Annotated in this window: 27 protein-coding genes; 1 reads left to right on the top strand and 26 read right to left on the bottom strand. The window is 37.0% G+C overall.

The window, feature by feature from the left end:
• Positions 1-103: 103 nt before the first annotated feature.
• The 24 genes from IEV41_RS00135 to IEV41_RS00020 form a co-directional block, all read right to left on the bottom strand.
• Positions 104-928, bottom strand: a complete 825-nt coding sequence (locus tag IEV41_RS00135; protein WP_188386443.1) for a TlyA family RNA methyltransferase — start codon at positions 926-928, stop codon at positions 104-106.
• A gap of 9 nt (positions 929-937) precedes the next feature.
• Positions 938-2827, bottom strand: coding sequence for a 1-deoxy-D-xylulose-5-phosphate synthase (gene dxs / locus IEV41_RS00130; protein ID WP_188386442.1), 1890 nt, complete (start codon positions 2825-2827; stop codon positions 938-940).
• A gap of 215 nt (positions 2828-3042) precedes the next feature.
• Positions 3043-3936 carry a polyprenyl synthetase family protein gene (locus IEV41_RS00125; protein WP_188386441.1) on the bottom strand — a complete coding sequence of 298 codons (894 nt, stop codon included), beginning with the start codon at positions 3934-3936 and terminating at the stop codon, positions 3043-3045.
• Between the two features lie 2 nt (positions 3937-3938).
• On the bottom strand, positions 3939-4169 hold the full coding sequence (locus tag IEV41_RS00120) for an exodeoxyribonuclease VII small subunit (protein WP_188386440.1): 231 nt from the start codon (positions 4167-4169) through the stop codon (positions 3939-3941).
• Entirely contained in the window at positions 4162-5520 is a 1359-nt protein-coding gene (gene xseA, locus IEV41_RS00115) for an exodeoxyribonuclease VII large subunit (RefSeq protein WP_188386439.1), read from the bottom strand. The genes IEV41_RS00120 and xseA overlap by 8 nt, the downstream gene beginning before the upstream one ends.
• Before the next feature lie 8 nt (positions 5521-5528).
• Positions 5529-6392: a bifunctional methylenetetrahydrofolate dehydrogenase/methenyltetrahydrofolate cyclohydrolase FolD gene (gene folD, locus IEV41_RS00110; RefSeq protein ID WP_188386438.1), complete on the bottom strand. Its 864-nt coding sequence runs from the start codon at positions 6390-6392 to the stop codon at positions 5529-5531.
• 239 nt (positions 6393-6631) lie between these two features.
• Positions 6632-7027 (bottom strand): transcription antitermination factor NusB, encoded by a 396-nt coding sequence (nusB, locus tag IEV41_RS00105; protein WP_188386437.1) that lies wholly within the window; start codon positions 7025-7027, stop codon positions 6632-6634.
• A 248-nt stretch (positions 7028-7275) separates the two neighbouring features.
• The gene (locus IEV41_RS00100; protein ID WP_188386436.1) at positions 7276-7668 is read right to left on the bottom strand and encodes an Asp23/Gls24 family envelope stress response protein; all 393 of its coding nucleotides are present in this window, start codon (positions 7666-7668) and stop codon (positions 7276-7278) included.
• 15 nt (positions 7669-7683) lie between these two features.
• Positions 7684-9033 carry an acetyl-CoA carboxylase biotin carboxylase subunit gene (accC, locus tag IEV41_RS00095; RefSeq protein WP_188386435.1) on the bottom strand — a complete coding sequence of 450 codons (1350 nt, stop codon included), beginning with the start codon at positions 9031-9033 and terminating at the stop codon, positions 7684-7686.
• A gap of 14 nt (positions 9034-9047) precedes the next feature.
• Positions 9048-9527 carry an acetyl-CoA carboxylase biotin carboxyl carrier protein gene (gene accB, locus IEV41_RS00090; RefSeq protein WP_188386434.1) on the bottom strand — a complete coding sequence of 160 codons (480 nt, stop codon included), beginning with the start codon at positions 9525-9527 and terminating at the stop codon, positions 9048-9050.
• Positions 9528-9764: 237 nt separating this feature from the next.
• On the bottom strand, positions 9765-10292 hold the full coding sequence (locus IEV41_RS00085; RefSeq protein WP_188386433.1) for a SpoIIIAH-like family protein: 528 nt from the start codon (positions 10290-10292) through the stop codon (positions 9765-9767).
• Positions 10293-10311: 19 nt separating this feature from the next.
• Positions 10312-10977, bottom strand: a complete 666-nt coding sequence (spoIIIAG, locus tag IEV41_RS00080) for a stage III sporulation protein AG (RefSeq protein ID WP_188386432.1) — start codon at positions 10975-10977, stop codon at positions 10312-10314.
• 5 nt (positions 10978-10982) lie between these two features.
• Positions 10983-11606 (bottom strand): stage III sporulation protein AF, encoded by a 624-nt coding sequence (spoIIIAF, locus tag IEV41_RS00075; RefSeq protein ID WP_188386431.1) that lies wholly within the window; start codon positions 11604-11606, stop codon positions 10983-10985.
• Positions 11607-11635: 29 nt separating this feature from the next.
• Complete coding sequence (spoIIIAE, locus tag IEV41_RS00070; RefSeq protein WP_188386430.1) at positions 11636-12826, bottom strand: stage III sporulation protein AE; 1191 nt, start codon at positions 12824-12826, stop codon at positions 11636-11638.
• A 25-nt stretch (positions 12827-12851) separates the two neighbouring features.
• Complete coding sequence (gene spoIIIAD, locus IEV41_RS00065) at positions 12852-13250, bottom strand: stage III sporulation protein AD (protein ID WP_229722100.1); 399 nt, start codon at positions 13248-13250, stop codon at positions 12852-12854.
• 9 nt (positions 13251-13259) lie between these two features.
• On the bottom strand, positions 13260-13466 hold the full coding sequence (gene spoIIIAC, locus IEV41_RS00060) for a stage III sporulation protein AC (RefSeq protein WP_188386429.1): 207 nt from the start codon (positions 13464-13466) through the stop codon (positions 13260-13262).
• A gap of 12 nt (positions 13467-13478) precedes the next feature.
• Entirely contained in the window at positions 13479-13994 is a 516-nt protein-coding gene (gene spoIIIAB / locus IEV41_RS00055; protein ID WP_188386428.1) for a stage III sporulation protein SpoIIIAB, read from the bottom strand.
• Positions 13982-14926, bottom strand: coding sequence for a stage III sporulation protein AA (gene spoIIIAA / locus IEV41_RS00050; protein ID WP_188386427.1), 945 nt, complete (start codon positions 14924-14926; stop codon positions 13982-13984). Before spoIIIAA ends, spoIIIAB begins: the two co-directional genes overlap by 13 nt.
• A gap of 13 nt (positions 14927-14939) precedes the next feature.
• Entirely contained in the window at positions 14940-15221 is a 282-nt protein-coding gene (locus IEV41_RS00045; protein ID WP_229722099.1) for a YqhV family protein, read from the bottom strand.
• Positions 15222-15961: 740 nt separating this feature from the next.
• Entirely contained in the window at positions 15962-16441 is a 480-nt protein-coding gene (locus tag IEV41_RS00040; protein ID WP_188386426.1) for an ankyrin repeat domain-containing protein, read from the bottom strand.
• A 213-nt stretch (positions 16442-16654) separates the two neighbouring features.
• A complete protein-coding gene (locus tag IEV41_RS00035; RefSeq protein WP_188386425.1) occupies positions 16655-17125 on the bottom strand; it encodes a hypothetical protein in 471 nt (156 codons plus the stop codon).
• A gap of 474 nt (positions 17126-17599) precedes the next feature.
• Positions 17600-18208, bottom strand: a complete 609-nt coding sequence (locus IEV41_RS00030) for a hypothetical protein (protein WP_188386424.1) — start codon at positions 18206-18208, stop codon at positions 17600-17602.
• A 649-nt stretch (positions 18209-18857) separates the two neighbouring features.
• Positions 18858-19322 (bottom strand): DUF4829 domain-containing protein, encoded by a 465-nt coding sequence (locus IEV41_RS00025; protein ID WP_188386423.1) that lies wholly within the window; start codon positions 19320-19322, stop codon positions 18858-18860.
• Positions 19323-19358: 36 nt separating this feature from the next.
• Complete coding sequence (locus IEV41_RS00020; RefSeq protein WP_188386422.1) at positions 19359-20492, bottom strand: amidase domain-containing protein; 1134 nt, start codon at positions 20490-20492, stop codon at positions 19359-19361.
• A 295-nt stretch (positions 20493-20787) separates the two neighbouring features.
• Between IEV41_RS00020 and IEV41_RS00015 the strand changes: the two genes are divergently transcribed.
• Positions 20788-22221: an IS4 family transposase gene (locus IEV41_RS00015; protein ID WP_188386421.1), complete on the top strand. Its 1434-nt coding sequence runs from the start codon at positions 20788-20790 to the stop codon at positions 22219-22221.
• 165 nt (positions 22222-22386) lie between these two features.
• Here the strand turns inward: IEV41_RS00015 and IEV41_RS00010 are convergent, their stop codons facing one another.
• Together IEV41_RS00010 and IEV41_RS00005 are read right to left on the bottom strand one after the other, a co-directional pair.
• A complete protein-coding gene (locus IEV41_RS00010; protein ID WP_188386420.1) occupies positions 22387-22764 on the bottom strand; it encodes a hypothetical protein in 378 nt (125 codons plus the stop codon).
• Positions 22764-23612 (bottom strand): RHS repeat domain-containing protein (locus IEV41_RS00005; RefSeq protein ID WP_188386419.1); only part of this gene is annotated, 849 nt, incomplete at its 5' end. The genes IEV41_RS00010 and IEV41_RS00005, both read right to left, overlap by 1 nt.

The following is a 23612-nucleotide window of genomic DNA, read 5'->3' as shown; positions in this document are numbered from 1 at the left end:
GCAACAGTTGTACATATTTTTCTATATATATACATGCTTTTGTGACGGAAAAAGCATATAAAAGAAAAAAGAGGAACAACGGCTGTTATCCCTCCATTCCCTCTTATTTCTTTAACTGCGCGTGCGCTTCCTCGACAATTTGCATCACTGTCTTCTCTGAATGGTTTGTTCCTTGTTCTTTCTCACCATGCCATTTAAAGTGCGCTAGGAACTCAATATTCCCTTCTCCTCCTGTAATTGGAGAGAACGTCACATCTTGCACATCGTATCCTTCCTTCATCGCAAATTCAAGAATAGATTCTATTACTTGCTCATGTACTTTCTTATCACGAACGATTCCTTTCTTCCCTACTTGATCCTTCCCAGCTTCAAACTGCGGTTTAATTAACGCAGCAACATCACTATTAGAAACAAGAAGTGTCTTTAACACTGGAAGAATTAAGCGTAGCGAGATGAAGGAAACATCAATCGTTGCTATTTGCGGCATCCCTTCCATTAAGTCACTTGGCGTCACATAACGGAAATTCGTACGCTCCATCACAACCACACGCTCATCTTGGCGCAATTTCCATGCAAGTTGGTTATATCCAACGTCTAATGCATACGATAATTTTGCCCCATTCTGCAATGCACAATCGGTAAATCCACCTGTGGATGAACCAATATCAATCATGACTTTGTCTTGTACAGACATATCGAATACTTGCAGTGCCTTCTCTAACTTGTATCCGCCACGGCTCACATAAGGCATTACCTGCCCTTTAATTTGAAGCGGTGCATCTATTTGAATTTTCTCACCTGGCTTGTCCATACGTAACTCATTTGAGTAAACAAGGCCAGCCATAATAGATCGCTTCGCTTTTTCACGTGTCTCTGCTAAGCCACGTTCTACTAATAATACGTCTATACGTTCTTTTTTTGTACTCATACTCACTACTTACGCCCTTTTTTGTTTACTTGGAAGCATACTATGCACTGTTGCAATAACACCATTTACCGTTAATCCAATTTCTTCTAATAATTCATTCACACTTCCATGCTCAATGAATTCATCTGGTATACCCATACATTGGATGTGAGGTGTATAACCATGATTATGTGCAAATTCAAGGACAGCACTTCCAAAGCCACCTTGTACTTGCGCTTCTTCAATTGTTACAACATTCATATTGCTACCTAAAATCGTATGCAACATATTTTCATCCATTGGTTTGATGAAGCGTGCGTTGACTACTTTCACAGAAATGTTTTCTTTTTCTAACTGTTCTGCTGCTTGCATCGCCATTGGAATCGTTGTACCAAACGTCAAGATTGCTACATCTCTTCCGTCTCGTAACACTTCCCACGTACCAATTGGGATTTCTTTTAATTGTTCGTCCATCTCTACACCAATACCATTTCCACGTGGGAAACGCATTGCAATTGGACCATCGTCGTATTTGAACGATGTGTACACCATATGCTGTCCCTCGTTCTCGTCTTTTGGCATCATAAGAACTAAGTTAGGCACATGACGTAAGAAAGCAATATCAAATACTCCATTATGCGTCTCACCGTCCGCACCAACTAAACCAGCACGGTCAATTCCGATGAATACATTTAAGTTTTGGCGGCAAATATCGTGTACAACTTGATCATATGCTCGTTGTAAGAACGTCGAATAAATAGCTAAGAACGGCTTATATCCTTGTGTTGCTAATCCTGCTGCCACTGTCACTGCATGTTGCTCTGCAATTCCCACATCAAACATGCGATCTGGCAATTCCTCAGCAAACTTCTCTAACTTCGATCCAACAGGCATCGCTGGTGTAATCGCAACAATTCGCTCATCTTCTTTTGCCAATTTAAGCGCTGTATCACTTACTAACTTACTCCACGCAGGAGCTGTCGCTTTTGGCTTTACAAAATCACCTGATTCGATTTTATACGGACCTGTACCATGCCATGTTCCAACAACATCTGATTCTGCTGGCTTGTATCCTTTTCCTTTTTTCGTTAAGACGTGAATAAGGACAGGACCTTTCATTCGCTTCGCATAGTGTAAATTCTCAAATAAATCGTGATAGTCATGACCATCAACAGGACCTAGGTACGTAAATCCTAATTCCTCGAAGAAAACGCCTGAAACGAATAAATACTTCAAGCTATCTTTCACACGTTCTGCTGCTGTTGCTAATGTGCCACCAACAGCCGGAATCTTCTTCAATAACGCTTCTAGCTCGTCTTTTGTCTTCTGGTAATGATCCATTGTGCGTAGGCGTCCTAATACATTGTGGAGTGCCCCTACGTTTGGTGCAATTGACATCTCATTGTCATTTAAAATAACAATCATGTCTTTCTTCTCATGACCAATGTGATTCAATGCTTCGAATGCCATTCCACCAGTTAATGCACCGTCCCCAATAATTGGAACGATATGATCATCTGTTCCCTTTAAATCGCGCGCAATTGCCATTCCCATTGCCGCAGACAACGATGTAGAGCTATGTCCTGTCTCCCATACGTCATGCTCACTTTCTCGCATCTTCGGGAAACCACACAGTCCTTTATATTGTCTTAATGTATCAAATTGATCTGCACGACCTGTCAAAATTTTATGAACGTATGATTGATGTCCAACATCCCAAATAAATTTGTCTTTTGGACTATTAAATACTTTGTGCAATGCAATAGTTAATTCCACTACCCCTAAGTTTGGTGCAATGTGTCCACCAGTTACAGACAGCTTTTGAATAAGAAATTGTCTAACATCTTCGCTTAACGCCTCTAGCTCAGCGATTGACATGTTCTTTAAAAAGCTAGGGTCTTTAATTTTCGTTAGATCCATTCGGACCACTCACTTTCATCCAATTTATCTTTTCTACAAAAACAGCTTCCTTTTCGTTTCCTTACATAACATGAAAAACAGCCGCTAACACAAGCGTGTTGGCGGCATTATTCGAATTCTTTCTGGAACAATCTATTGAAGCGGTTCCATCGTTCCACACGTTTGTTATAGTACACATTAATGTATCATACTTATTTGAAATGTACAATTGAGATTTAATTTTCTCGATTGCCAACAAGCTCACAAATATCATATAAGTAACGAGCATCCACTTGTAACGAATTCAGTGATTCTTTCGCCTTGACTAAAGTCGTTGCCAAAATCTCTTTCGCTCCAGCTAATGAATGTAAAGAAACGTACGTGCTCTTCTCGTTCGTTTCATCACTTCCTACTCGCTTCCCAATTTGTTCTTCTGTTCCTTCAACATCTAGAATATCATCTTTAATCTGAAAAGCTAAACCTAACAGCTCAGAGAATTCTTTCAATGTTGCAATCTCTTTTTGTGTGGCACCTGCAAGAATGGCTCCTGCCACAACAGGAAATACTAACAGTTTACCCGTTTTATTACGGTGAATATACTCCAGTTCTTCCTTTTTGAGCTCTTTCCCTTCTGCTTGCATATCTGCAACTTGGCCAGCAATCATTCCTTCTGCACCAGCTGATGTTGCTAACTCTGCAAGTAATGCAACTTTCTGCTCTGACGTTACCTCTTTATGATTCATTGTGGCAATGACTTGAAATGCATACGTAAGTAATGCATCACCAGCAAGTGTAGCGATATCTTCACCGAACACCTTGTGATTCGTAGGTTTCCCTCTTCTTAAGTCATCATCATCCATACATGGTAAATCATCATGAATTAAAGAATATGTATGAATCATCTCTAATGCACATGCAACAGGCAATCCACGCTCGATATCCTTTGAGAAAGCATCTAATGTTGCAAATAATAAGAGCGGACGGATTCGTTTGCCACCTGCTTGCAAGGAATATTCCATTGACTCTTTCAAGACTGTAGGCGATTCTAGCACTCCAACATACGTATGTAACTGTTGTTCAATAAGTTGTTTACTTTTCTTAGCAAATGTTGAAAATGACGGGATCGTCACTATTATTCCTCTCCTCCAACAGAAAATGGACGAACTTGACCATCCTCACCTAAAATCATACTCATTTTTTTCTCTATATTCTTTAATTTATCATGACACACTTTCGAAAGATTCATGCCGTCTTTATAATAATCAATTGCTTCTTCTAACGGGACATCCCCTTGTTCTAGCTTCGCAACAATTTCTTCTAACTCTGCTAATGCTTCTTCAAAACTCTTATTCTTTTCACTCATTTGTTAATTCACGCTCCTCAATACCCTGTACATGGCAATCTACATGGCCGTCTTGCATTTGAACTTTTAATGATTCACCAAGGCGAATGTCTTTCACAGATTTCACAACACTACCTTCCTCATTATAGGCCACACTATATCCTCTATTCATGATATGAAGCGGATTTAACACTTCAAGTCGTGAAACAGCAGACGAAAATTGTTGTTGCTTCTTCTCAAGAATCTTATGTACCTCTTGTTGAAGGTTCTTTTCCAAATTAGCGAACCTACTCTTCATGTGCTCAACTTGTTGATGCGGATGGTGTTTGTCAAGTCGAAGCGCATGTTGCTCATACATCTTCTTCTTTTGATCATAGACGTGATTGATTGCCTTTGTTAAATCTTCTAACAAGCGGTCTAATTGTTGTTCCTTCTGCTCGTATAATTGCTTCGGATAACGGAATGCATATGATTGTTCCGCTTGCTTCAAACGATTCTTACCCTCTTGTAATTTCTCGTTCATCGCACGCTGCAAACGAAGTGTACGTTGCTCAATTCTTTCCAATACATCACCGATACTTGGAACAGCCATTTCCGCCGCAGCAGTCGGTGTCGGCGCACGTAAGTCCGCTACAAAGTCTGCAATTGTAAAATCTGTTTCATGTCCAACCGCTGAAATAATTGGAATCTTCGAATCTGCTATTGCTCTTGCGACAATTTCCTCATTAAATGCCCATAATTCTTCAATCGATCCGCCACCACGTCCAACAATAAGAACATCAAACTCTCCTCGTTCATTTGCCTTTTGGATAGATTGAACAATTGAGGGAGCAGCGAATCCACCTTGAACAAGTGTTGGAATTACAACTACTTTCGCAACCGGATAACGACGCTCAATCGTTGTCAGAACATCTCGAACAGCCGCACCCGTAGGAGATGTAATAACTCCTATCGTAGTTGGGTACTTTGGAATCTCTTGCTTGTATAACGGAGAGAATAACCCCTCTCCTTCTAGTTTCCTCTTTAATTGCTCATATGCTAGATGAAGATTTCCGATACCATCTGGTTGCATCTCTTTCACATACAATTGATACGACCCAGCAGGCTCGTACAGAGAGACTTCTCCCTGTACGAGTACTTTCATTCCATCTTCTGGTACGAAACCAATCCCGCGATTATAACCAGCAAACATAACAGCAGCGATACGTGCATTCTCATCCTTTAACGTGAAATACATATGCCCTCTACTATGATATTTAAAGTTAGATATTTCTCCTTTTAACAACAAGCTTTGCAAGTGTCTATCGCGTTCGATTTTTGCCTTCATATACTTCGTTAAAGCTGTTACTGTTAAATACCTTTTTTCATCCATACTTAGGATTAAACTCCTTTGCGTACATTCTTCGCAGCTTGTACTGTATTATGAAGTAACATCGTAATTGTCATCGGACCTACACCACCAGGTACAGGTGTCACATAACTTGCTTTTTGCAAGGCATCTTCAAACACAACGTCCCCACACAATTTCCCTGACGGAAGGCGGTTCACACCAACGTCAATTATAACCGCTCCTTCTTTTATGTACTCTGCTGAAATAAAATTAGCTCTTCCAACTGCTACAATCAGAATGTCTGCTTGAAGCGTTAATTGTTGCATATTCACAGTACGCGAATGGCAATATGTCACCGTTGCATCTTCATTTAAGAAAAGTTGACCAACTGGCTTCCCGACAATATTGCTACGCCCTATAACAACAACATGTTTTCCTTTTATATCAATTCCCTTTGATTTCACCATTTCAACAATTCCAAATGGTGTGCACGGTAGAAGTGTTTCTTGATTTGTCATCATCTTACCGATATTAATTGGATGGAACCCATCCACATCTTTCTCTGGAGAAATGGCTGTAATAACTTTTTGTTCGTCGATATGGCCTGGTAATGGTAACTGTACAAGGATACCGTGGACAGTGTCATCTTCATTTAAACGACTAATTTCAGCAAGTAATGCCGCTTCTGATACACTCTCTTCTAATTCAATAATTTCAGAGTGCATACCAATCTCTGCACATGCTTTATGTTTGGCTGTTACGTAAGAACGTGAAGCTGGATGATCACCAACTAAAATGACTGTTAGTCCTGGTATAATACCCTCTGTTTCTTGTAGAACACGGACCTCTTCTTTTAGACTAGCTCGTTTCTCTGCTGCTACTTCTTTACCTGAAATAATTTCCGCTTTTACCATGACACATTCCCCCAGACAAAATAATAATTACTCTTTCTCGTGCAAAAAAATCTATGTATGTAGCGCTTTGCGTAGCAATGAATACGCTATACTCTCTCTTCCCATATCGTATGTTTGAAAGAAATCCCCTTCCATAAGATAACTATAGGGCATAGCCCAACTTTGGGAGGGGATGGCTTTTCTATCATCATACCATAGTCCCTTCTTCTTATGCTAAACATACGAAGCGACGGAACTAATTAATTCATTGATGCTTTTACTTTCTCTAATACAGCGTTGATGAAACGTTTTGATTCTTCATCACCATATACTTTCGCTACTTCAATGGCTTCATTCAATGATACTGTCGTTGGAACATCTTCAATGAATTTCATTTCACAAACAGCCACTCGTAAAATATTACGATCAATAGACCCAATTCGCTCTAACTTCCATTTTGCTAAGTTTTGACGAATGATTGTATCGATTTCTTCTTTATGTTCGATATAGCCAAAAACAAGAGACTCTAAAAACTCCGAACCCTTTTCATTGTTTTCTTCTAACACATTCATAATTGCTTCTTTTGGCTCGATTTGTGCCAAATCAATTTGATATAAAGCTTGTAACGCTCGTTCGCGTGCCGTTCTACGTTTCATCTGTAAAAAAACTCCTTTAATCGTTCTCTGGAAAAAACCCGTTTCATACGTATTCACTATGTAAGCGAGGGTCTTTGACAAATGCTTTTCCATATTCCAAACTGATAATACCATACTTTATGTAAGAAAAGAAGGCATCGGAAATAAAACTACTCATCCATATTATTGCTATTTCGCATACTAAATACACATCGACACGACTGAGCAAAATGAAATAAAAAAAGAAGGAGAGTCCCCCTTCTTCGTTGTTACGCTAACTCCGGCTCATTTCCTTGTTTATCAAACGAAATGCCTACAACATGAATATTAACTTCTGTTGTTTCTAAGCCTGTCATCGTAAATAATGCTTGGCGCACGTTATCTTGAACGTTTCCAGCTACAGTTGGGATTGCTTCACCAAATGCTACTGTTACGTAAATATCTAATACAATACCATCTTCTGATAATTCAACTTTTACGCCTTTGCCGTGGTTTTTGATTCCTAATTTCTCTACAACACCACTAGCGAAGTTGCCGCGCATTGCTACAACGCCTTCTACTTCTGAAGCCGCAATACCTGCAATAACTTCAATAACTTCTGGAGCAATCTCCACTTTTCCTAATGATGCTTCTCCCATATCTAGCATATTGAATTCACTCATTTGAAAGCCTCCTTTTTATTTAACAAATTCATATTTCTCAAGAAACTTTGTATTGTACTCTCCTGAAATGAATTTCTCATGTTCTAATACTTGCAAATGAAACGGAATCGTCGTATGAATTCCTTCAATAACAAATTCTTGTAATGCTCGTTTCATCTTTGCAATGGCTTCTTCCCTCGTCTCGCCATATGTAATGACTTTTGCAATCATTGAATCGTAATACGGCGGGATCGTATAGCCAGGGTATGCCGCTGAGTCAATTCTAACCCCATATCCACCTGGTGGCAAATACATATCGATTTTTCCTGGCGACGGCATAAAGTTTTTCGATGGATTTTCAGCATTAATGCGACATTCCATCGCCCAACCCTTTAATTGTACATCTTCTTGTCTAAAAGACAACTCTTTTCCGTTCGCAACATGAATTTGCTCTTTAATTAAATCAATACCTGTTACCATTTCTGTAACAGGATGTTCTACTTGAATACGTGTATTCATTTCCATGAAGTAGAAACTCTTCGTCTTGTGTTCATAAATGAATTCGACTGTTCCTGCTCCAGTATAATTTACCGCAGCCGCTGCTTTTACCGCTGCGTCACCCATCATTTCACGAATTTCTTCATCTAATACAGGTGATGGCGTTTCTTCAATTAACTTCTGCAAGCGACGTTGAATGGTACAATCACGCTCGCCTAAGTGAACGACATTCCCATAATTATCTGCCATTACTTGAATTTCAACGTGACGGAAGTCCGTAATATATTTCTCAATATATACACCCGCGTTACCGAAAGCTGTCGCAGCTTCTTGCTGTGTAATTTGGATACCTTTTATTAATTCTTGTTCATTGTGTGCAACACGAATACCTTTTCCGCCACCACCAGCTGTTGCTTTAATGATAAGTGGATAACCAATTTCACTTGCAAGTGAAATTGCCTGATCAGTATCCTCAATAATTCCTTGTGAACCTGGAACGATTGGCACACTTGCTTCTTTCATCGTTTCTCGTGCAACATCTTTCGTACCCATCTTCGAAATTGCTTCTGGCGATGGACCGATAAAGATTAAGTTACACTCTCGGCAAAGCTCTGCAAAATCACTGTTCTCCGCTAAAAAACCATATCCCGGATGAATAGCCTGACATTCTGTTAACTTTGCAACGCTCATAATATTCGTTAAATTCAAATAGCTGTCTTTTGACAGAGTCGGACCTACACAATACGCTTCATCTGCTAATTGTACATGAAGCGCTTCCTTATCTGCTTCTGAGTAAATAGCTACTGTTTCAATATCTAATTCTTTGCAAGCACGAATAATACGTACTGCAATTTCTCCACGATTAGCTATTAATATTTTCTTAATCATACGCTACCCCTTTGTTATTTCTTTACAAGAAATAGTGGTTGACCATATTCTACTAATTGGCCATCTTTAACTAGAATTTCAACAACTTCGCCGTCTACCTCTGCTTCAATTTCATTGAATAATTTCATTGCTTCTACAATACATACAACCGTATTCGATGATACTTTCTGTCCTACAGAAACATACGCATCAGCATCTGGTGTTGGCGATGCATAGAATGTACCTACCATTGGTGATGTTACTTTTACTAGATTAGCGTCATCTACTTTCGCTACTTCCTCTTTCACCACTTGTTGTACGGCAATCGGCTCTGCGATAGGTGCTACTTGCTCTACTGGTTGGTACGTATCAGCTTGTACAACTCCACGATTCACAACAACACTGTCGCTATTTTTCTTTATTTTTACAACTGCACCTTCATATTCATATTCAAATTCATCAATATTTGATTGGTCAATTAAGCGAATTAATTCACGCACTTCCTGTATTCTCATATCTACGTGTCACTCCCTAAAAGTTGTTGCTTTTTTTCCCTATACTCTCATCTTACGTTTCTATTCCTAAAATTTCAACTTTTTCTATCACACTTTATAACTTACTACTAAAACTTACTACTAAAATAATGTTTTTGCAACCACTTTTTATGTATTTATCAGATCAAAATTTGGAATAATCCATCTACAAAAAATAGAAAAAGCTAGGATATCTTTATAGATACCTAGCTTTTTCTATTACTTTGTTACATGCGAAACGGTTACGTGTTGAGCTGAAACACCTAATTCTTTTTTCGTTAACTGCATAATTTTATTTACTTGCTCTGCTGTTAATTTCTCTGCCACTACCGTCACTTTCACTTTTGCACCATCTGCATGTACAAGTACATCTTTATATCCTTCTGCTGCCTTAATATCTATCTCTAATTTCTGTTCTTTTTGTCCCATTCGATCAAGCTCATCTATTTTATCTTTCGCTTTGCTTCTATCTTCTGCTGAAACTTTTGTATCACCAGCAGCTGTTTCTAAATTTTCCTTCAAACGACTTCTGTCTTGCTCTAATTCTAAGCGTTTCGCAACAAACCCTTCATTATCCGTCGTTTCTACGTCGGCATCTCCATTACCTGCATCCGTCGCTTTATCTCCATTCTTATTATCTACCTGCTTCGTTGTAGGCGCTACATCCGGTTGTGTCACATAATAAACAGACAATACAATGACCAAGCTTAACATGGTTAATAACCAAATTGTTTGTTTTCTCAACATAATACTTCCCCCTCAAATTTTACTTTTTCTTCGGTTGAACCGATACTTTATGACTTGGTACATCAAGTACTCTTGTCACCGCTTCAATCACTCTCTTCTTTACATGCACATTGTCTACTCCATTTGCTACAATTAAAACACCACGAATATCCGGTTTTTTCGTTTGGACAACGACAGGGCTGTCTCCATCTCCTTTACGTGTCATCACTAACTGTTCATCCACCGAACTCTCTTCTGTTGTTCTTTCTCCACCTTGCTTGTCTTTCTCATCTGTTCGTTGTGTATGCGTAACGGAGTTCTTATGATACACTTTCGTCTCACTTGCTTCTAAATTAATCATGATTTCAACATTCTTCACACCAGATACTGTCTCTAGTGCCGTCTTCAGTCTTGCCTCATACTCTGCTTCATACTCACCTATCGACTTTGCCCCGTCTTTGCTTCTTCCGAATGTTTCAATCGCCTCTTTATCATTCGATTCATTCATATTCGGTGCGACTGTCTCCGCTGTCGGCGGTTCTCTATTTGTAAATAAATTTCCGGCAACCATGAAGAACACACCAACGATTAATAATAAAACTAAATATATTGGAGGCAGTTTCTTCTGATTTTTAGGTCCATCTTCTTTTTGTTGTCGTGTTAACTTATCGAAAAAGGCTGCTAATCCTTTCTTTTTTTCTCCCATAACAATTAACGTTTCACCCTCTCTTCTGAAATGAGAATTTGTTCTTCTGCCACTTCCCACTTAGTTGCCAAAAATGTTGTTACTTCAGGAGATACTTGCTGTTGTTTTTCTTTCTCTAGTGGTTTCTCTGTATCGATAACAATCTCTTTGACTGTTTGTACAGAATCCCCTTCTTTCATTTTGAGTGGCTTCACGACAACACGTATATGCTGAATATCTTCATGCGATTTCACTTCTGTTGTTCCTTCATTCGCTTCTAATTGAACAGATACTAGTTCTACACCATACTTCTTTAGCATCTCCTCTTTCACTTGTTTTTTGAGTCGGACAGCCATCTCTTCTAAAATATATGCACGTCCTTTCTCTTGTATTTCTTTTTTCTTCGAATCTAGTTGATTTTCTAGTCCATTTGATGCCAAATAGGTGTCTGCATCGAATGAATACAAGATTGCGTTCACATCTGTCTTTAATAGTTTAAATAATGGGTTCAAAATAATGACAATTAACATTAAGCTAATGACCATCTTTACATATTTTTGAAGCGCTGAATTCGGTAACAACATCGTAATAATTGTCGCTAGTAAAATAAATACAACAATTGTATTCACCCATTCGGTCAAAAACTGCACGCTGTCCCCTCCTCCCTCTTCTATCTAATCTACCTGAACATCAACGTAATATTCCCAGCTGTTATGATGACGGTAATCGTCAAGAAGAACATAAGTGAAACAATTCCTAACGAAGCAAATACATAAATGACACATTTTCCAATCGTATCTAAACAAGAAATAACAGGATTACTTCCTAGTGGTTGAAGGATTGCGGCCGCTACTTTATAAATAAGGGCGATAGAGAGGATTTTAATAGCTGGAAACGCAACGATTAACAACAACATCACGACACCTGCAATACCAATTGTGTTCTTTAGTAGAGCAGATGCACTTAACACTGTATCCGCCGCATCTGTGAACACTCTACCGATAACAGGGATGAAGTTTCCCGTTACGAACTTCGCAGTCTTAATCGCAATTCCGTCTGAAATGGCAGTTGCTGTTCCTTGCACGGATAATACCCCTAGGAAAATAGTTAAGAAAATACCAAGTGCTCCAACACTTATATTTCGTAATAAGTTTGCTAGTTTCGTTACTTTATATTGATCACTAATTGTACTAACAATGCTCAAGATTGTTGCCAAAAACAAAAGTGGCAGAACGAAAAATTTAATAAACATGCCACTCGTACTCATCAGTAGCATCACAATTGGATGAAAGAAAGAGGCAGAGATTACTCCTCCTGTTGCAGCAATAAGTGCTAATAAAATCGGTAAAAGCGCAATGACGAAATTAATCATTTGTTGAATCGCCTCTTGCGCATACGATGCCGCAACATAGAAGCTATTTAATGCAACAACAATTAATACTAAGTAAATAACCGCATCTGCAATTTTACTAATGTTACTTTTATCAAATGCTGACTGTAACGACTGCAACAACGCACTCAAAATCGTTAACAAGACAAGCATGCCAAGCAATTTCCCATTCGCTAATATTTCATGAAAGATGAACTTCAGAAATCCGACGAACCATTCTTTCAGAGAGAACTCTTTCTCTCCCTTCACAAACTCTAAGAAACTTCCTTTTTGACTCTCTGGTAAATATCCACCGTACTTTGTCACAACATCTTCCCAAAAGTTTTGAACCTCTTGTAATCCTAACGACTGAAACTGTCCATCTGTTACGTTACTTTTCGGTGGTTCTTGTGGAGTGGATATAGTAGCTTGTACTACTTTCGGCGAGAAAAAAAGAGCAAAAAAGAAACTAATAAGTATGAAGCGCTTTACGGGAGACATACGCGACTCCTTTCTATCTTTTCACTTACGTACCTGGAAGAAACCCTAAGATTGTTTCAATTACTACCGTAATAATTGGAATTGCCATCGCCATAATTAACACTTTCCCTCCTAATTCAATCTTAGAAGCTATAGTCCCTTGACCAGCATCTTTCGTAATTTGGGCTCCAAACTCGGCAATATAGGCAATCCCAATTATTTTTAAGAGTGTTTCCACGTACACCATATTTACATTCGCATTACTTGCTATTTTTTCAACCATACGTAGGAGCGAAGCAATTTGATCGACAAGTAGAAGAAACATGACACTTCCTACGAATACGACGAGAAGCATCGTATAACTAGATTTATGTTGATTCAAAATTAATGCCAAAAACGTTGCTACAAGACCAAGCCCTACTATTTGCAAAATATCAATCGTCAAAACCCCCTTCTAACTCTGAAATAGAAAGACGGATTTAACTTTGTCAAACAAATCACTGACAACGATTGCCACACGGAACAAAATAACCGCAAACCCCGCGAAGATTACCCAATTGGCGAAATCATCTCGCCCCATCTGTTTCAAAATGATTTGCAAAAATGCAATGATAATTCCTATGCCAGCTATTTGGAATACTAATCCAAAATCTAATCCCATCCCTTTTCACTCCTACACAAGCAGAATAATAAGTAGTAGTCCTAACAAGAAACCTAAGCTTCTCATCATCTTCTCGTATTTATGTTGATTATCCCGTGCATCTTTCTCTTCTTTCTCTAAATGATGAATGGCTAGTTTAATATACTTCTGTTGTGATTCACGGTCATGTTGTCCTAATGTTTCCCCAAATTGCCTTAATATTTCATACTCTTCCTTGCGAAGAGCCGTTTGAGGCCATACTTCATCCAAACTACTTTTCCATGCATCTTTTACAGACGAAGCACCTTCTTGCAGTCGCTTACTAAATGATTGAAAGAATACACTTAACGGAGCCTTCGATAAATGAGCGATGCTCTCCATCGCTTCATACAGAGGTGTATGACCATACATAATTTCTGCTTCCAATGACTGCAAGGCAGCCTTCAACTGCCTAAGTTGCTTCGGACGATCACTATATTTCTTCGCTAGTTCGAAACCTATCCATGTCGTGACAGCTACGATAAGAATGGCACCAATTAACTTAACCATACGCCGCCTCCTACTCGTAACGGTAGTTCCTTCCCCTCACTATCACAAATACGCTTAATCGTACCCGGACCTTGATCCCGAGATAAAATAATAAAGCGCTGGAAGACATTTGCTTCTATAATTTCCTTCATTGAAGGTCGTTTCATTAAATCGTGGTATTCATATCCGTGAACAGTCACCATTAGTTGCACACCTGCGTTTACAGCTTCAATAATTGCCTCCGTGTCTTCTTCTCTACCAATTTCATCTACAACAATTACTTCTGGACTCATCGAACGAATAAGCATCATCATTCCTTCTGCCTTTGGACACGCATCTAACACATCTACTCTCGTCCCAAAAGAATATTGCGGAATCCCTTTCACACTTCCTGCGATTTCAGAACGCTCATCCACAATCCCTACTTTGTATGAAGGAATCTTTCTATCTCGATCTCCAATACTCACAATACGAGCCAAGTCTCGTAATAAAGTTGTTTTTCCTGTTTGCGGTGGACCAATAATCATCATATTTTGCCAGCGCCCTCGGTATATATGCGGAATAAGCCTTTCTGCAATACCAACCTGCTCTTTCGCAATTCGAATATTAAAAGACGTCACTTCTTTAATCATCTTGACATTCCCTTTTTCCGTCACAACTCGCCCTGCTAGTCCGACTCGATGACCACCTTTAATTGTGATGTATCCTCTCCGAAGCTCTTCCTCCATCGTATACAACGAATAATGACTAAGTTGATTTAACAAATGAACTCCGTCTTCCTTATGTACAACATATGTTGAGAAATAAGGTGCCCCTCGCATCATCAGCTCAAGTGGACGGTTGACTCGAACACGAATTTCTTCTATTTCATCTACGCTACAGTTATGCTTCTTCATCATAGTGTGGACAATCGTTTGAATAGATGATGGCAACACATCAAATACTTCAATCATCTACGCTTCCCCCTTACTTGAATACACCAATTAAGATACATGTCACACCTATTCCGACAAAGACAAGCTTTGAGAAAGACAACTCCTGCGCAACTCCCGCAACTCCAATCGCAATTGTCGAAAGGAGAATGAACGGTCCAACCATTGCTAAGATGCTGTTGAGCGCTAATGATTTCTTCGGATCATTAAAGAACAGCATCAACAGCGCTATCGTTACTTCCAAACTTCCACCAATGAGTCGTAGCACGGCCATTGATAAAACAGTTGTTTCAATTGTCGACAGCCAACTCTTCACTTCATCACCTACTTCAACTTATATTTCCATTTGTACAACCATATGCACGTCCAACACATTTCATACTAAAAAAAGCAAGAAGAACGAAAAAGGTTCTTCTTGCTTTTTATGTCTAGATAGGTATTCATTTAAAGGAAATACGCGGTAATGCATAATTGTTATGCACTATACTATCCGTTTCCACATATCTAGCATGATGATAATGGATAGTCCTCATCAACACGATTTGCATAGTAGTGGCCGTTAGTTGATCTACCGCATTCCACTTATAGGTGTATTTGCCGTTGGATGTACGGTTAGCTGATTAATCGAATCATAATTCATATGCAATTTCTTCTGTTTTACTGCCTTTTGTACGATTACTGTTGGTATCGTACTTGTATGTTTCGTGTAGGAAGCTATTTCTCCTTGTTAATCCTCGATAGAGATTAAAACAAACTTCTATAATTCCAAAAGAGTTTCTACATCTAGTTCTTCACGAATTTTTCTCGTTTCAAGTGTTTCCATCATAAACAATATCCCTCCGTATCATAAAATCACTGATGTAATCTACAATAAAGAAAGGAATCTATTTAAGAGATAGTTACTCTAGGTGTACTTCCGCCATCTAACTACTTGTTTTAGATGCTACTACAATATGGTTTTCATTCTCCCATTTCAACGTACCAAGGAATCTAGCATATACAATTTCATTCCCAACATCTTCTACTAACAACTGATTTACCCTTCTTCTTACCCCATCACTTCTCTAACATTTCAACTAATTTATCGTCCCCTACCTGTTTTGCGAAATCTATTGGAGACCTACCTGCTTTATTTTTTGACGTTGTATCTGGATTATACTGCATAAACAACTCAACCAAATCATAATATCGACTCTTACAATTAAAAACCGCTACCCACAATGCATTGTTTCCATATTTATCCTTAATATTCAAATCTCCACCTCTATTTAGAATCAGTCTAGCTACCTCCAAATTAGGGTGTTCACCAATTAAATGTAGCGCTGTATTACCATCTTCATCTGTCATATTTACATTAAAACCACTTTCTATCAAGAACAACGCAATATCAAAATTTTCTCCTGCGATTGCGTCATGTAAGAGGCCTCCTCCAAATTCATCCTTATTATTGATTTCTTCTAACACAAACCTTTTTTTAAATGATTCATAATCACCAAATCTTGCTAATGTGAAAACATCTGCTTTCTCTGCCGCCATCTTATTCATCTCCTCTTTTATTATTCGTGTCTATGAATTCACTTTTAATCTTTATAAAAAGAAATCAAGCTAAATTATTCTTTATCTAAGAAATTGCTATACTATATAAGTTAAGCTCATTGTTTCGACATGGAAATATCATATTAGTTGTGTATTGATTTACTTTGTATATCCACAATCATGTCGATTATATTAGATGAACTTATATACTAACTATCTACTTATCTTTCTCTCAAAATGACTTAATATTCTTTTTTTCACCTTTCTATCGTTACCATATATTTCGAAAAAAGAATAATCAAAAAGACGAATCTCTAAATCCGCGAATGAGTGTTGTAATCCCTCATCTTCTTCTGTTTCAGGTAAATAATTGTGATCCCACTCTACTGCTATCCCTTTTTTGATAGCAATAAAAACCCCTGACTCAAATTGAACTACCTCTTTCACTTTATCAATTAATTCTTCAATTGAAGAAATAATACATAGTTCCATAGAATTCTTTGGAAACAATTCGAAAAGAGATAATTTACTAGTACCTAATACATCAAAAATATACCAGTCATAGCTTTTCATATAATCCTTTAGGCACATTAATATTTCGGTAAATTGCCAACCTAAACAAGAAAGTTCATCGTTAAAAAAATCATTTCCACGTAGTCTTAAAATAAAATTCATTTTTTTCAAATATATAAGCCCATCCCCTCTTAGAATTATTCTTTAAAACTCCATGAGCCACTCTTAAATATAGCTCGATGGGAATGAGGATTTTTATGATCCCTTCTATCGTGATCTGTCCAATCTGTCCGTCAAATCGGCCTCCCTCTTTAATTCCAATCTGAGAGTGTGGATACATAGAAGTTGGTATATGAGAAGTACCATTCACTAGTTTTCCGCCTTTATTTCTTGGCAATCCTAGTTTTTCCCCTTAGCATCCGTAGGCACATACTTTGGTCGAGATGCCTTTTTAACTTTAGGGACTTTCTTAAAATTAGCTACCTTCTCAATTAAATACCGTATTACTCGTTTGGCTAAATCACTAGTTATATCATCTAACTTTTAATTTTTTCCAATTCCCAGTATATTTCTTTAGAATTCTCTTTCTCTACAAATGTTACCATACACTTTCTTGGCATCCACTTATGCGAAAATACCACTGAATTATCGCTTGTCCATTCTACTTTTCCAAAATGAAAAAAAAAGATATTCTTCATCTGTATAACGCGTCCGATAAATTTTTTCTTTTCCAATTACTTTTTTACCGTATCTCTTTTTCACTTGTATATAAACATCAATATGTGAAACATCATGTTCACATATGATACTACATACATACTTTCGATTCGGGCTACTTTTCTTTGTATAAATATATTCGTTTACATAATTAAAATCGACAACTTGTTGGTAAACCTTATATAATATTTCTTTGTCCCATTTAAGTTGATCTGCAGCTTTTTCCATGCCTTCTTGAATTGCATCTAACATATACGTTTTTTTCTCTATGTTCGTAGAGAGACATGAATATTCATTCATGTCTCTCTCTATAAATATCGTCAAATGATCGAACATTAAATATAAATCATCATAGGGATCATCTATTTCATCTATGCTCGAAAGACAATTAATGAACACACCTCTATATTCCTCTGTTTTTAACGTAGGAAGTAAACGACGATATAATAACGACATACACCTTGTTTCTAAATAAAACTTCCTATTTTTTTCTCTGTCATGCGGATTAAATAAATCGATATTTTTTATAATCGGCATATGTTCCACCTCTCTTCAATATCATTTATGGACGTGAATGAAACGGCTTACCCATCTTTTTTATTTGCTTAGCATTAACACGAAGGACATGAGTCTTCTCCCATATTTCTGCAGCAAACCTTCCATTTGTACGTGTATTTCCCATCAGATGTAATCTCCGCTTCCGTAGGCCGAATATTCTGATTCTGAGTTGTCCATGTAGTTACATTTCCGACATCAAATGGTTCATAGTCTTTTCCGTTGTATATCCATACTTTGTAACCAGTCGCACCAACATTTTGACAATTTTGTACGCTAAGGAAAAAAGCTTGATATTAATGGCTTTACCACGTAACAAAAACGACCATTTCTATTACACCATCTAAAAATCCTTAGCGTACACCAAAATCAGTTTTTTCGTGTCGAAATTTGCTTAGCGTACGAAATTCGCGTTTTGTTGGCGTAACCCCATCGCCATCAACCTAAGAAAACAAGCCACCCCCAAAACGATAAATAGGCTTTTTCGTTACAAGAAATCCTAAAAATTTCGTTCTGGGGGTGTAATAAACATTTAGCTTGATGGCGATGTGGCGGGACCCCCATAACAAAAAAAGAACCTATCAATGATAAGTCCTTTCTTCTTAAACTCTTTCTTTGCCTAATAGTTTATTTATTGTCCTTGTGAGCCAATTAACCATGGGCTATCCTCACTATCACGGATAATTATAAAAGATGTATCATGTATACCACTCGTTAAAGGTCCAATATTTTCTTTAAATTTAACTTCATATGTTACATCGTATGCTTTTATATTTTCTTTTTTTATACCTTGTTTTTTTCCAGGACCGTATATCAAATACGAATCTGTCCTGTTATTTGTCGTATCTTCTTTAATACTAACAAGTTTAATCTCTTCTACATTATCAGAATGAAAATCGCTTATTTTTTCATAATATAGCGAATTTAATTTTTTCTCATTTTTTTCATTCATATATTTAAAATAATCTTCTATTACTTGTTGAGGATTCTGATTCACTAAATCTTTCTTAACTACCTGTTTGTCACTTTCTTTTGTACATCCAATGAAAACCCCAAACATGATAAATAAGATAGCTAGTATAATATTTTTTTTCATGACGAGCCCCCATTCTCTTTAATAAATATTCCTTAATTAATATAAATCTAAATGCCTTTCGGTAGAGAAATTCATATAATAACTACTTAAAGGCGCATTACGCTTAGGATCAGAATGTGCGGATACAAAAATTTCTCCGCTACGTGGGTTTGAAGCCGTAATTATTACTGTATGACTATATCTATTTTTCTTCGTACTAAAAAGTTGAACAAGATTACCTACTTTTCCATTACCATGTCGAATTGTTTCTTTCGCATATCCTTTGTTTACTAACCAATTTCTTAATTCAAGAACTCTTACCCAGGCATTACTATCAGCTTTGCCTACGCCTTTTGAAAACCAAGTACCATCTTGTCTTACTCCTCCTGCAACTAATGCTTGAGAGACAAAGTTAGTACAATCTACATTAGGATAAAAATTGTAAGCAGGATTTTGGCCTTCTGCCCACCTTAAAGCATAATTTGCCGCTGCTTGTCCATTATATCCACCATAAAAACGTGGCATAAGACGTTTTTCTTGCTCTGCTTGTGTTATTTCTAGTGTCTTCTTATAATTTTTAAAATCCATTTCTATATTTACTAAGTTTTCCTTTAACTCTTTTGTACGAGTAACTAACGGTTGATCGGAAGTCTCTTTCATAGTTTTTTCATCAAAGTTGTAATCAAATGAACTATCTGTAAAATAATCATCCTTTACATACCAGTTACCACTATCTTTAATTAACAATAACTTATGATCGAGAAGACCTTCTTCTTGTAACACATCTAAATTATTTTTATCCCTTACACTATTTCCTACACGAACAGAAACATTAGCTTCATTACCGTTTATATCAACATTATCATAATTAATAGAAACATCATAACTTGCTAAAGCGTTATTAAATTCTTTATACCATTCATTTTTAAGTTTAGCCTTAACTAATTGAAACTCTTTTAGATTATCATTTTTAATAATCTTGTCTAACTCTGCGATATTACTTTTAGAAAGATCATTAACAGATTCAAAATACCACTTAAAATACTTATCCACTGCTCCTTTTATTCCTAATTCTTCCACAGATATTTCCTTTTTATTAGTTTCAATAGGTGTAGTTGCATTTGCACTTAATGGCGCTATGCTAACTAACCCAAAAGATAAAGATAGCATAGATATTATTATTTTTTTCATTTCTTTCCCTTCCCCCTTAAAATTTATTATTCAAATATTTAGAATAATTTCATAATAAATTTTAGCACATCTTTTGAAAAAAGTGTAAATATTTGTAAAACAATATATTATGATGTATTTTCTAATCACTTTTATGTCTGTACTAATTAATGAATATCCCATACATTCTTAGGTAACATAACGCAACATTCTAGGGGTCACGTCACATCCCCATCAAGCTAAGATTATTCACTATTCATCAAGTAAATAAAACGTTATCCTTTCTATAGAATTATAAGAAAGGATGGCGTTTTTTATGAATCTTTCGATTCTTGACGAACTTCAACCAATTGCTGAAGAATTACAACGATATATGTCCCCTGACGTCCTAGAACACCTAGCTAAAGAAAAAGGATTTGTTCAGCGAAAGAGTAAATATCAGGCAAAGGAGTTAGTTGGTTTATGTGTATGGCTCAGCCAGCAGGTTGCAAGTACATCACTCACACAATTATGTAGCTATCTTGAAGCATCTACAGGTGTTCTTATCAGCCCTGAAGGGCTTAACCAACGATTTAATGCTTCCGCAGTACAGTTTCTCGAACAGGTTCTAGCTAATCTTTTAACTCAAAGAATTTATTCCACAAAAGAAATAATTCATCAATATTCCACGACCTTTAAGAACATTCGGGTTCTAGATTCTACAACATTTCAGCTTCCAGATACGTTTTCTTCACATTACCAAGGTTCAGGTGGAAGTAGCCATACGGCAGGAGTCAAAATTCAATTAGAGTATTATCTATTGAGTGGGAAGTTCCTGCACGTTTATGTAGGAGAAGGAAGAGAAAATGATAAAACCTTTGGTTCCACAACCCTACAGACCATTCGATCAAAAGACTTGTATATAAGAGATTTAGGCTATTTCGATTTACATGACTTACAGGGTATCCATGATAAAGGGGCCTACTATATCTCACGTCTGAAATTAAATTCCCGAATCTATCGCAAGAATGAGAAGCCAGAGTATTTTCAAAATGGGACTGTGAAGAAAGGAACACTCTATATTCAGTTAGATATGGAAGAACTTATGAATCAATTGTCTCCTGGTCAAACAATGGAGATTTCGGAAGCATACATTGGACAGTATCAAAAATTACCATCTCGTGTTATTATTCATCGATTAACAAAAGAGCAAACAGAGAAAAGACTAAAAGAACAAGCTAAAAAGGAAAAGAAGAAAGGTATTATCTACAAAGAACGAAGTAAACGATTAAGTGGGATCAACGTATATATTACAAATCTTTCTGTAGAAAATGTTCCAACGGAACATATCCATGACCTATATTCCTTACGCTGGCAAATTGAAATTTTGTTCAAAACATGGAAATCTTTCTTTCAAATTGACAAGTGTAAAGAAATCAAAAAAGAACGCTTAGAATGCCATTTATACGGGCAACTCATTAGCATTTTACTCTGTTCATCGACGATGTTCAAAATGCGTCAGTTACTTTTAGACAAGAAAAAGAAAGAGTTAAGTGAATACAAATCCATCTATATGATAAAGAATTATTATCTATTGTTTTATGGGGGAATACAGAATGGAACCGATAAATTATTAAAAGTTTTGCTGCGTTTGTTTTACCTTTTAGAGAAAAACGGGAGAAAATCTCATCGGTACGAAAAGAAAACCGTCTTTGATATCTTAGGTATTGTGTATGATTATACGATGTCAAAAAGTTACAAAGTTGCATAATGTTTTTTTAACACCTAATTAATAGGTTTATTTGTTATGCGCATCTTTAATAGAGTCATAGAAATTTCAAAGAAACACACTCGCATATACTCTCTTGGCGCTCTTAGCTTGATAGCGATGTGGCGTAACCCCTTAATGGCGATGTATCACTATCCCTTGTAAAAGTTAAACTTCATCTAGGGATACTATTTCTATGCTTGCGCAATAAAATTTAATACTCCCGTCCTCATAATCTTCCACTAAGTACTTATTATTCTTTTCAAACCCATTGTTATTTAAATTGCTTATTTCAAAACCTACTAATTGGTTGAAACTATTTCCGAACCCTGTTAAATCAAAAGAAGAAACATCACTAAATTTTATATTCAAAGTAAACTTTTTTATATCTACCTCTAATAAGAATGTTATTTCTAAGAATGAGATTTGATCATAATGAGAATTATAATCAATGTAGTAATAAAGATTTGTAATATATCTAATATAAATTGATTTAAAATCAGGTATTTTCTTTTCTATTTCTGTTCCTTCATACCATTTTTTCATTATTTTTTCCTCCAAAAATTATATCTATATTCTTTTCCTTTCGGCCCATATCCACGTCCATATTTATATTCATGTAAATGTGGAACTGAGTGGTTCTTTGGCATACTGTGATTCGAATGATCAATTCGATATTTTTGTCTACCAAATTTATCATATATCACAGTTGATTTTTCTTTTTTTCCATTATAATACCTATAATGGGTTACCTTCGAACTTGGAGTAGAATGATATGGAGCTTTTCTAGTCCAATATTCAGCAGGTACAAAGGGCTTTTTAACTCGGTTTTTATGTGCAAACATCTGCAAATCCATTTTTAAAGGCATCTTCTTTGGCTTAGGCTTCTTCCAAACTAAACTAGCCACTTTCTTAACAGCCTTATATGCTTTAAGTGGTCCACTAACCATTTCATATGCCGCTGCACTTACAACGTCTCCAAAACTTCCACCAGATTGATACGTCTTTACTGCACTTACAACTGCTGATACAACATTCACCACAGCCCAGAACCAATTTCCATCTGGATCAACATGCATCACTGGATTATTCCCTGCATACGTATACCCATTCTGTGTTATCGGATCATCCGCATCACCTGGATCTGGGTCTACTGATAAGAACACACCATGTTCTGGTTGGTAATAACGAGCAATTAGATAATACATCCCAATCTCTTTGTCATACATATAACCTGCATAACCAAATGGATTGTCCCCTGCTGGTCCTGTTGCTTCGCTCTTTAAGACGTTCCCCCATGCATCGTACTCGTAGCTTGCGACTACTTTTCCTTGTTGGTCCGTCATCGCAATGACATCGCCGTGGGAATTGTAGTGGTAATAGAACGTTTGGCC

This window comes from Priestia taiwanensis (assembly GCF_014638355.1).
Taxonomy (GTDB): Bacteria; Bacillota; Bacilli; order Bacillales; family Bacillaceae_G; genus Priestia_D; species Priestia_D taiwanensis.
The sequence above is the reverse complement of the archived record's forward strand: the minus strand, read 5'-3'. Positions and strand labels throughout refer to the sequence as shown.

Excerpts from the sequence above, each read along its gene's own strand:
- IEV41_RS00135 (WP_188386443.1), bottom strand. The coding sequence starts at position 928 with ATGAGTACAAAAAAAGAACGTATAGACGTATTATTAGTAGAACGTGGC.
- dxs (WP_188386442.1), bottom strand. The coding sequence starts at position 2,827 with ATGGATCTAACGAAAATTAAAGACCCTAGCTTTTTAAAGAACATGTCA.
- IEV41_RS00120 (WP_188386440.1), bottom strand. The coding sequence starts at position 4,169 with ATGAGTGAAAAGAATAAGAGTTTTGAAGAAGCATTAGCAGAGTTAGAA.
- xseA (WP_188386439.1), bottom strand. The coding sequence starts at position 5,520 with ATGGATGAAAAAAGGTATTTAACAGTAACAGCTTTAACGAAGTATATG.
- folD (WP_188386438.1), bottom strand. The coding sequence starts at position 6,392 with ATGGTAAAAGCGGAAATTATTTCAGGTAAAGAAGTAGCAGCAGAGAAA.
- nusB (WP_188386437.1), bottom strand. The coding sequence starts at position 7,027 with ATGAAACGTAGAACGGCACGCGAACGAGCGTTACAAGCTTTATATCAA.
- IEV41_RS00100 (WP_188386436.1), bottom strand. The coding sequence starts at position 7,668 with ATGAGTGAATTCAATATGCTAGATATGGGAGAAGCATCATTAGGAAAA.
- accC (WP_188386435.1), bottom strand. The coding sequence starts at position 9,033 with ATGATTAAGAAAATATTAATAGCTAATCGTGGAGAAATTGCAGTACGT.
- accB (WP_188386434.1), bottom strand. The coding sequence starts at position 9,527 with ATGAGAATACAGGAAGTGCGTGAATTAATTCGCTTAATTGACCAATCA.
- IEV41_RS00085 (WP_188386433.1), bottom strand. The coding sequence starts at position 10,292 with ATGTTGAGAAAACAAACAATTTGGTTATTAACCATGTTAAGCTTGGTC.
- spoIIIAG (WP_188386432.1), bottom strand. The coding sequence starts at position 10,977 with ATGGGAGAAAAAAAGAAAGGATTAGCAGCCTTTTTCGATAAGTTAACA.
- spoIIIAE (WP_188386430.1), bottom strand. The coding sequence starts at position 12,826 with ATGTCTCCCGTAAAGCGCTTCATACTTATTAGTTTCTTTTTTGCTCTT.
- spoIIIAC (WP_188386429.1), bottom strand. The coding sequence starts at position 13,466 with ATGGGATTAGATTTTGGATTAGTATTCCAAATAGCTGGCATAGGAATT.
- spoIIIAB (WP_188386428.1), bottom strand. The coding sequence starts at position 13,994 with ATGGTTAAGTTAATTGGTGCCATTCTTATCGTAGCTGTCACGACATGG.
- spoIIIAA (WP_188386427.1), bottom strand. The coding sequence starts at position 14,926 with ATGATTGAAGTATTTGATGTGTTGCCATCATCTATTCAAACGATTGTC.
- IEV41_RS00040 (WP_188386426.1), bottom strand. The coding sequence starts at position 16,441 with ATGGCGGCAGAGAAAGCAGATGTTTTCACATTAGCAAGATTTGGTGAT.
- IEV41_RS00030 (WP_188386424.1), bottom strand. The coding sequence starts at position 18,208 with ATGCCGATTATAAAAAATATCGATTTATTTAATCCGCATGACAGAGAA.
- IEV41_RS00025 (WP_188386423.1), bottom strand. The coding sequence starts at position 19,322 with ATGAAAAAAAATATTATACTAGCTATCTTATTTATCATGTTTGGGGTT.
- IEV41_RS00020 (WP_188386422.1), bottom strand. The coding sequence starts at position 20,492 with ATGAAAAAAATAATAATATCTATGCTATCTTTATCTTTTGGGTTAGTT.
- IEV41_RS00015 (WP_188386421.1), top strand. The coding sequence starts at position 20,788 with ATGAATCTTTCGATTCTTGACGAACTTCAACCAATTGCTGAAGAATTA.
- IEV41_RS00010 (WP_188386420.1), bottom strand. The coding sequence starts at position 22,764 with ATGAAAAAATGGTATGAAGGAACAGAAATAGAAAAGAAAATACCTGAT.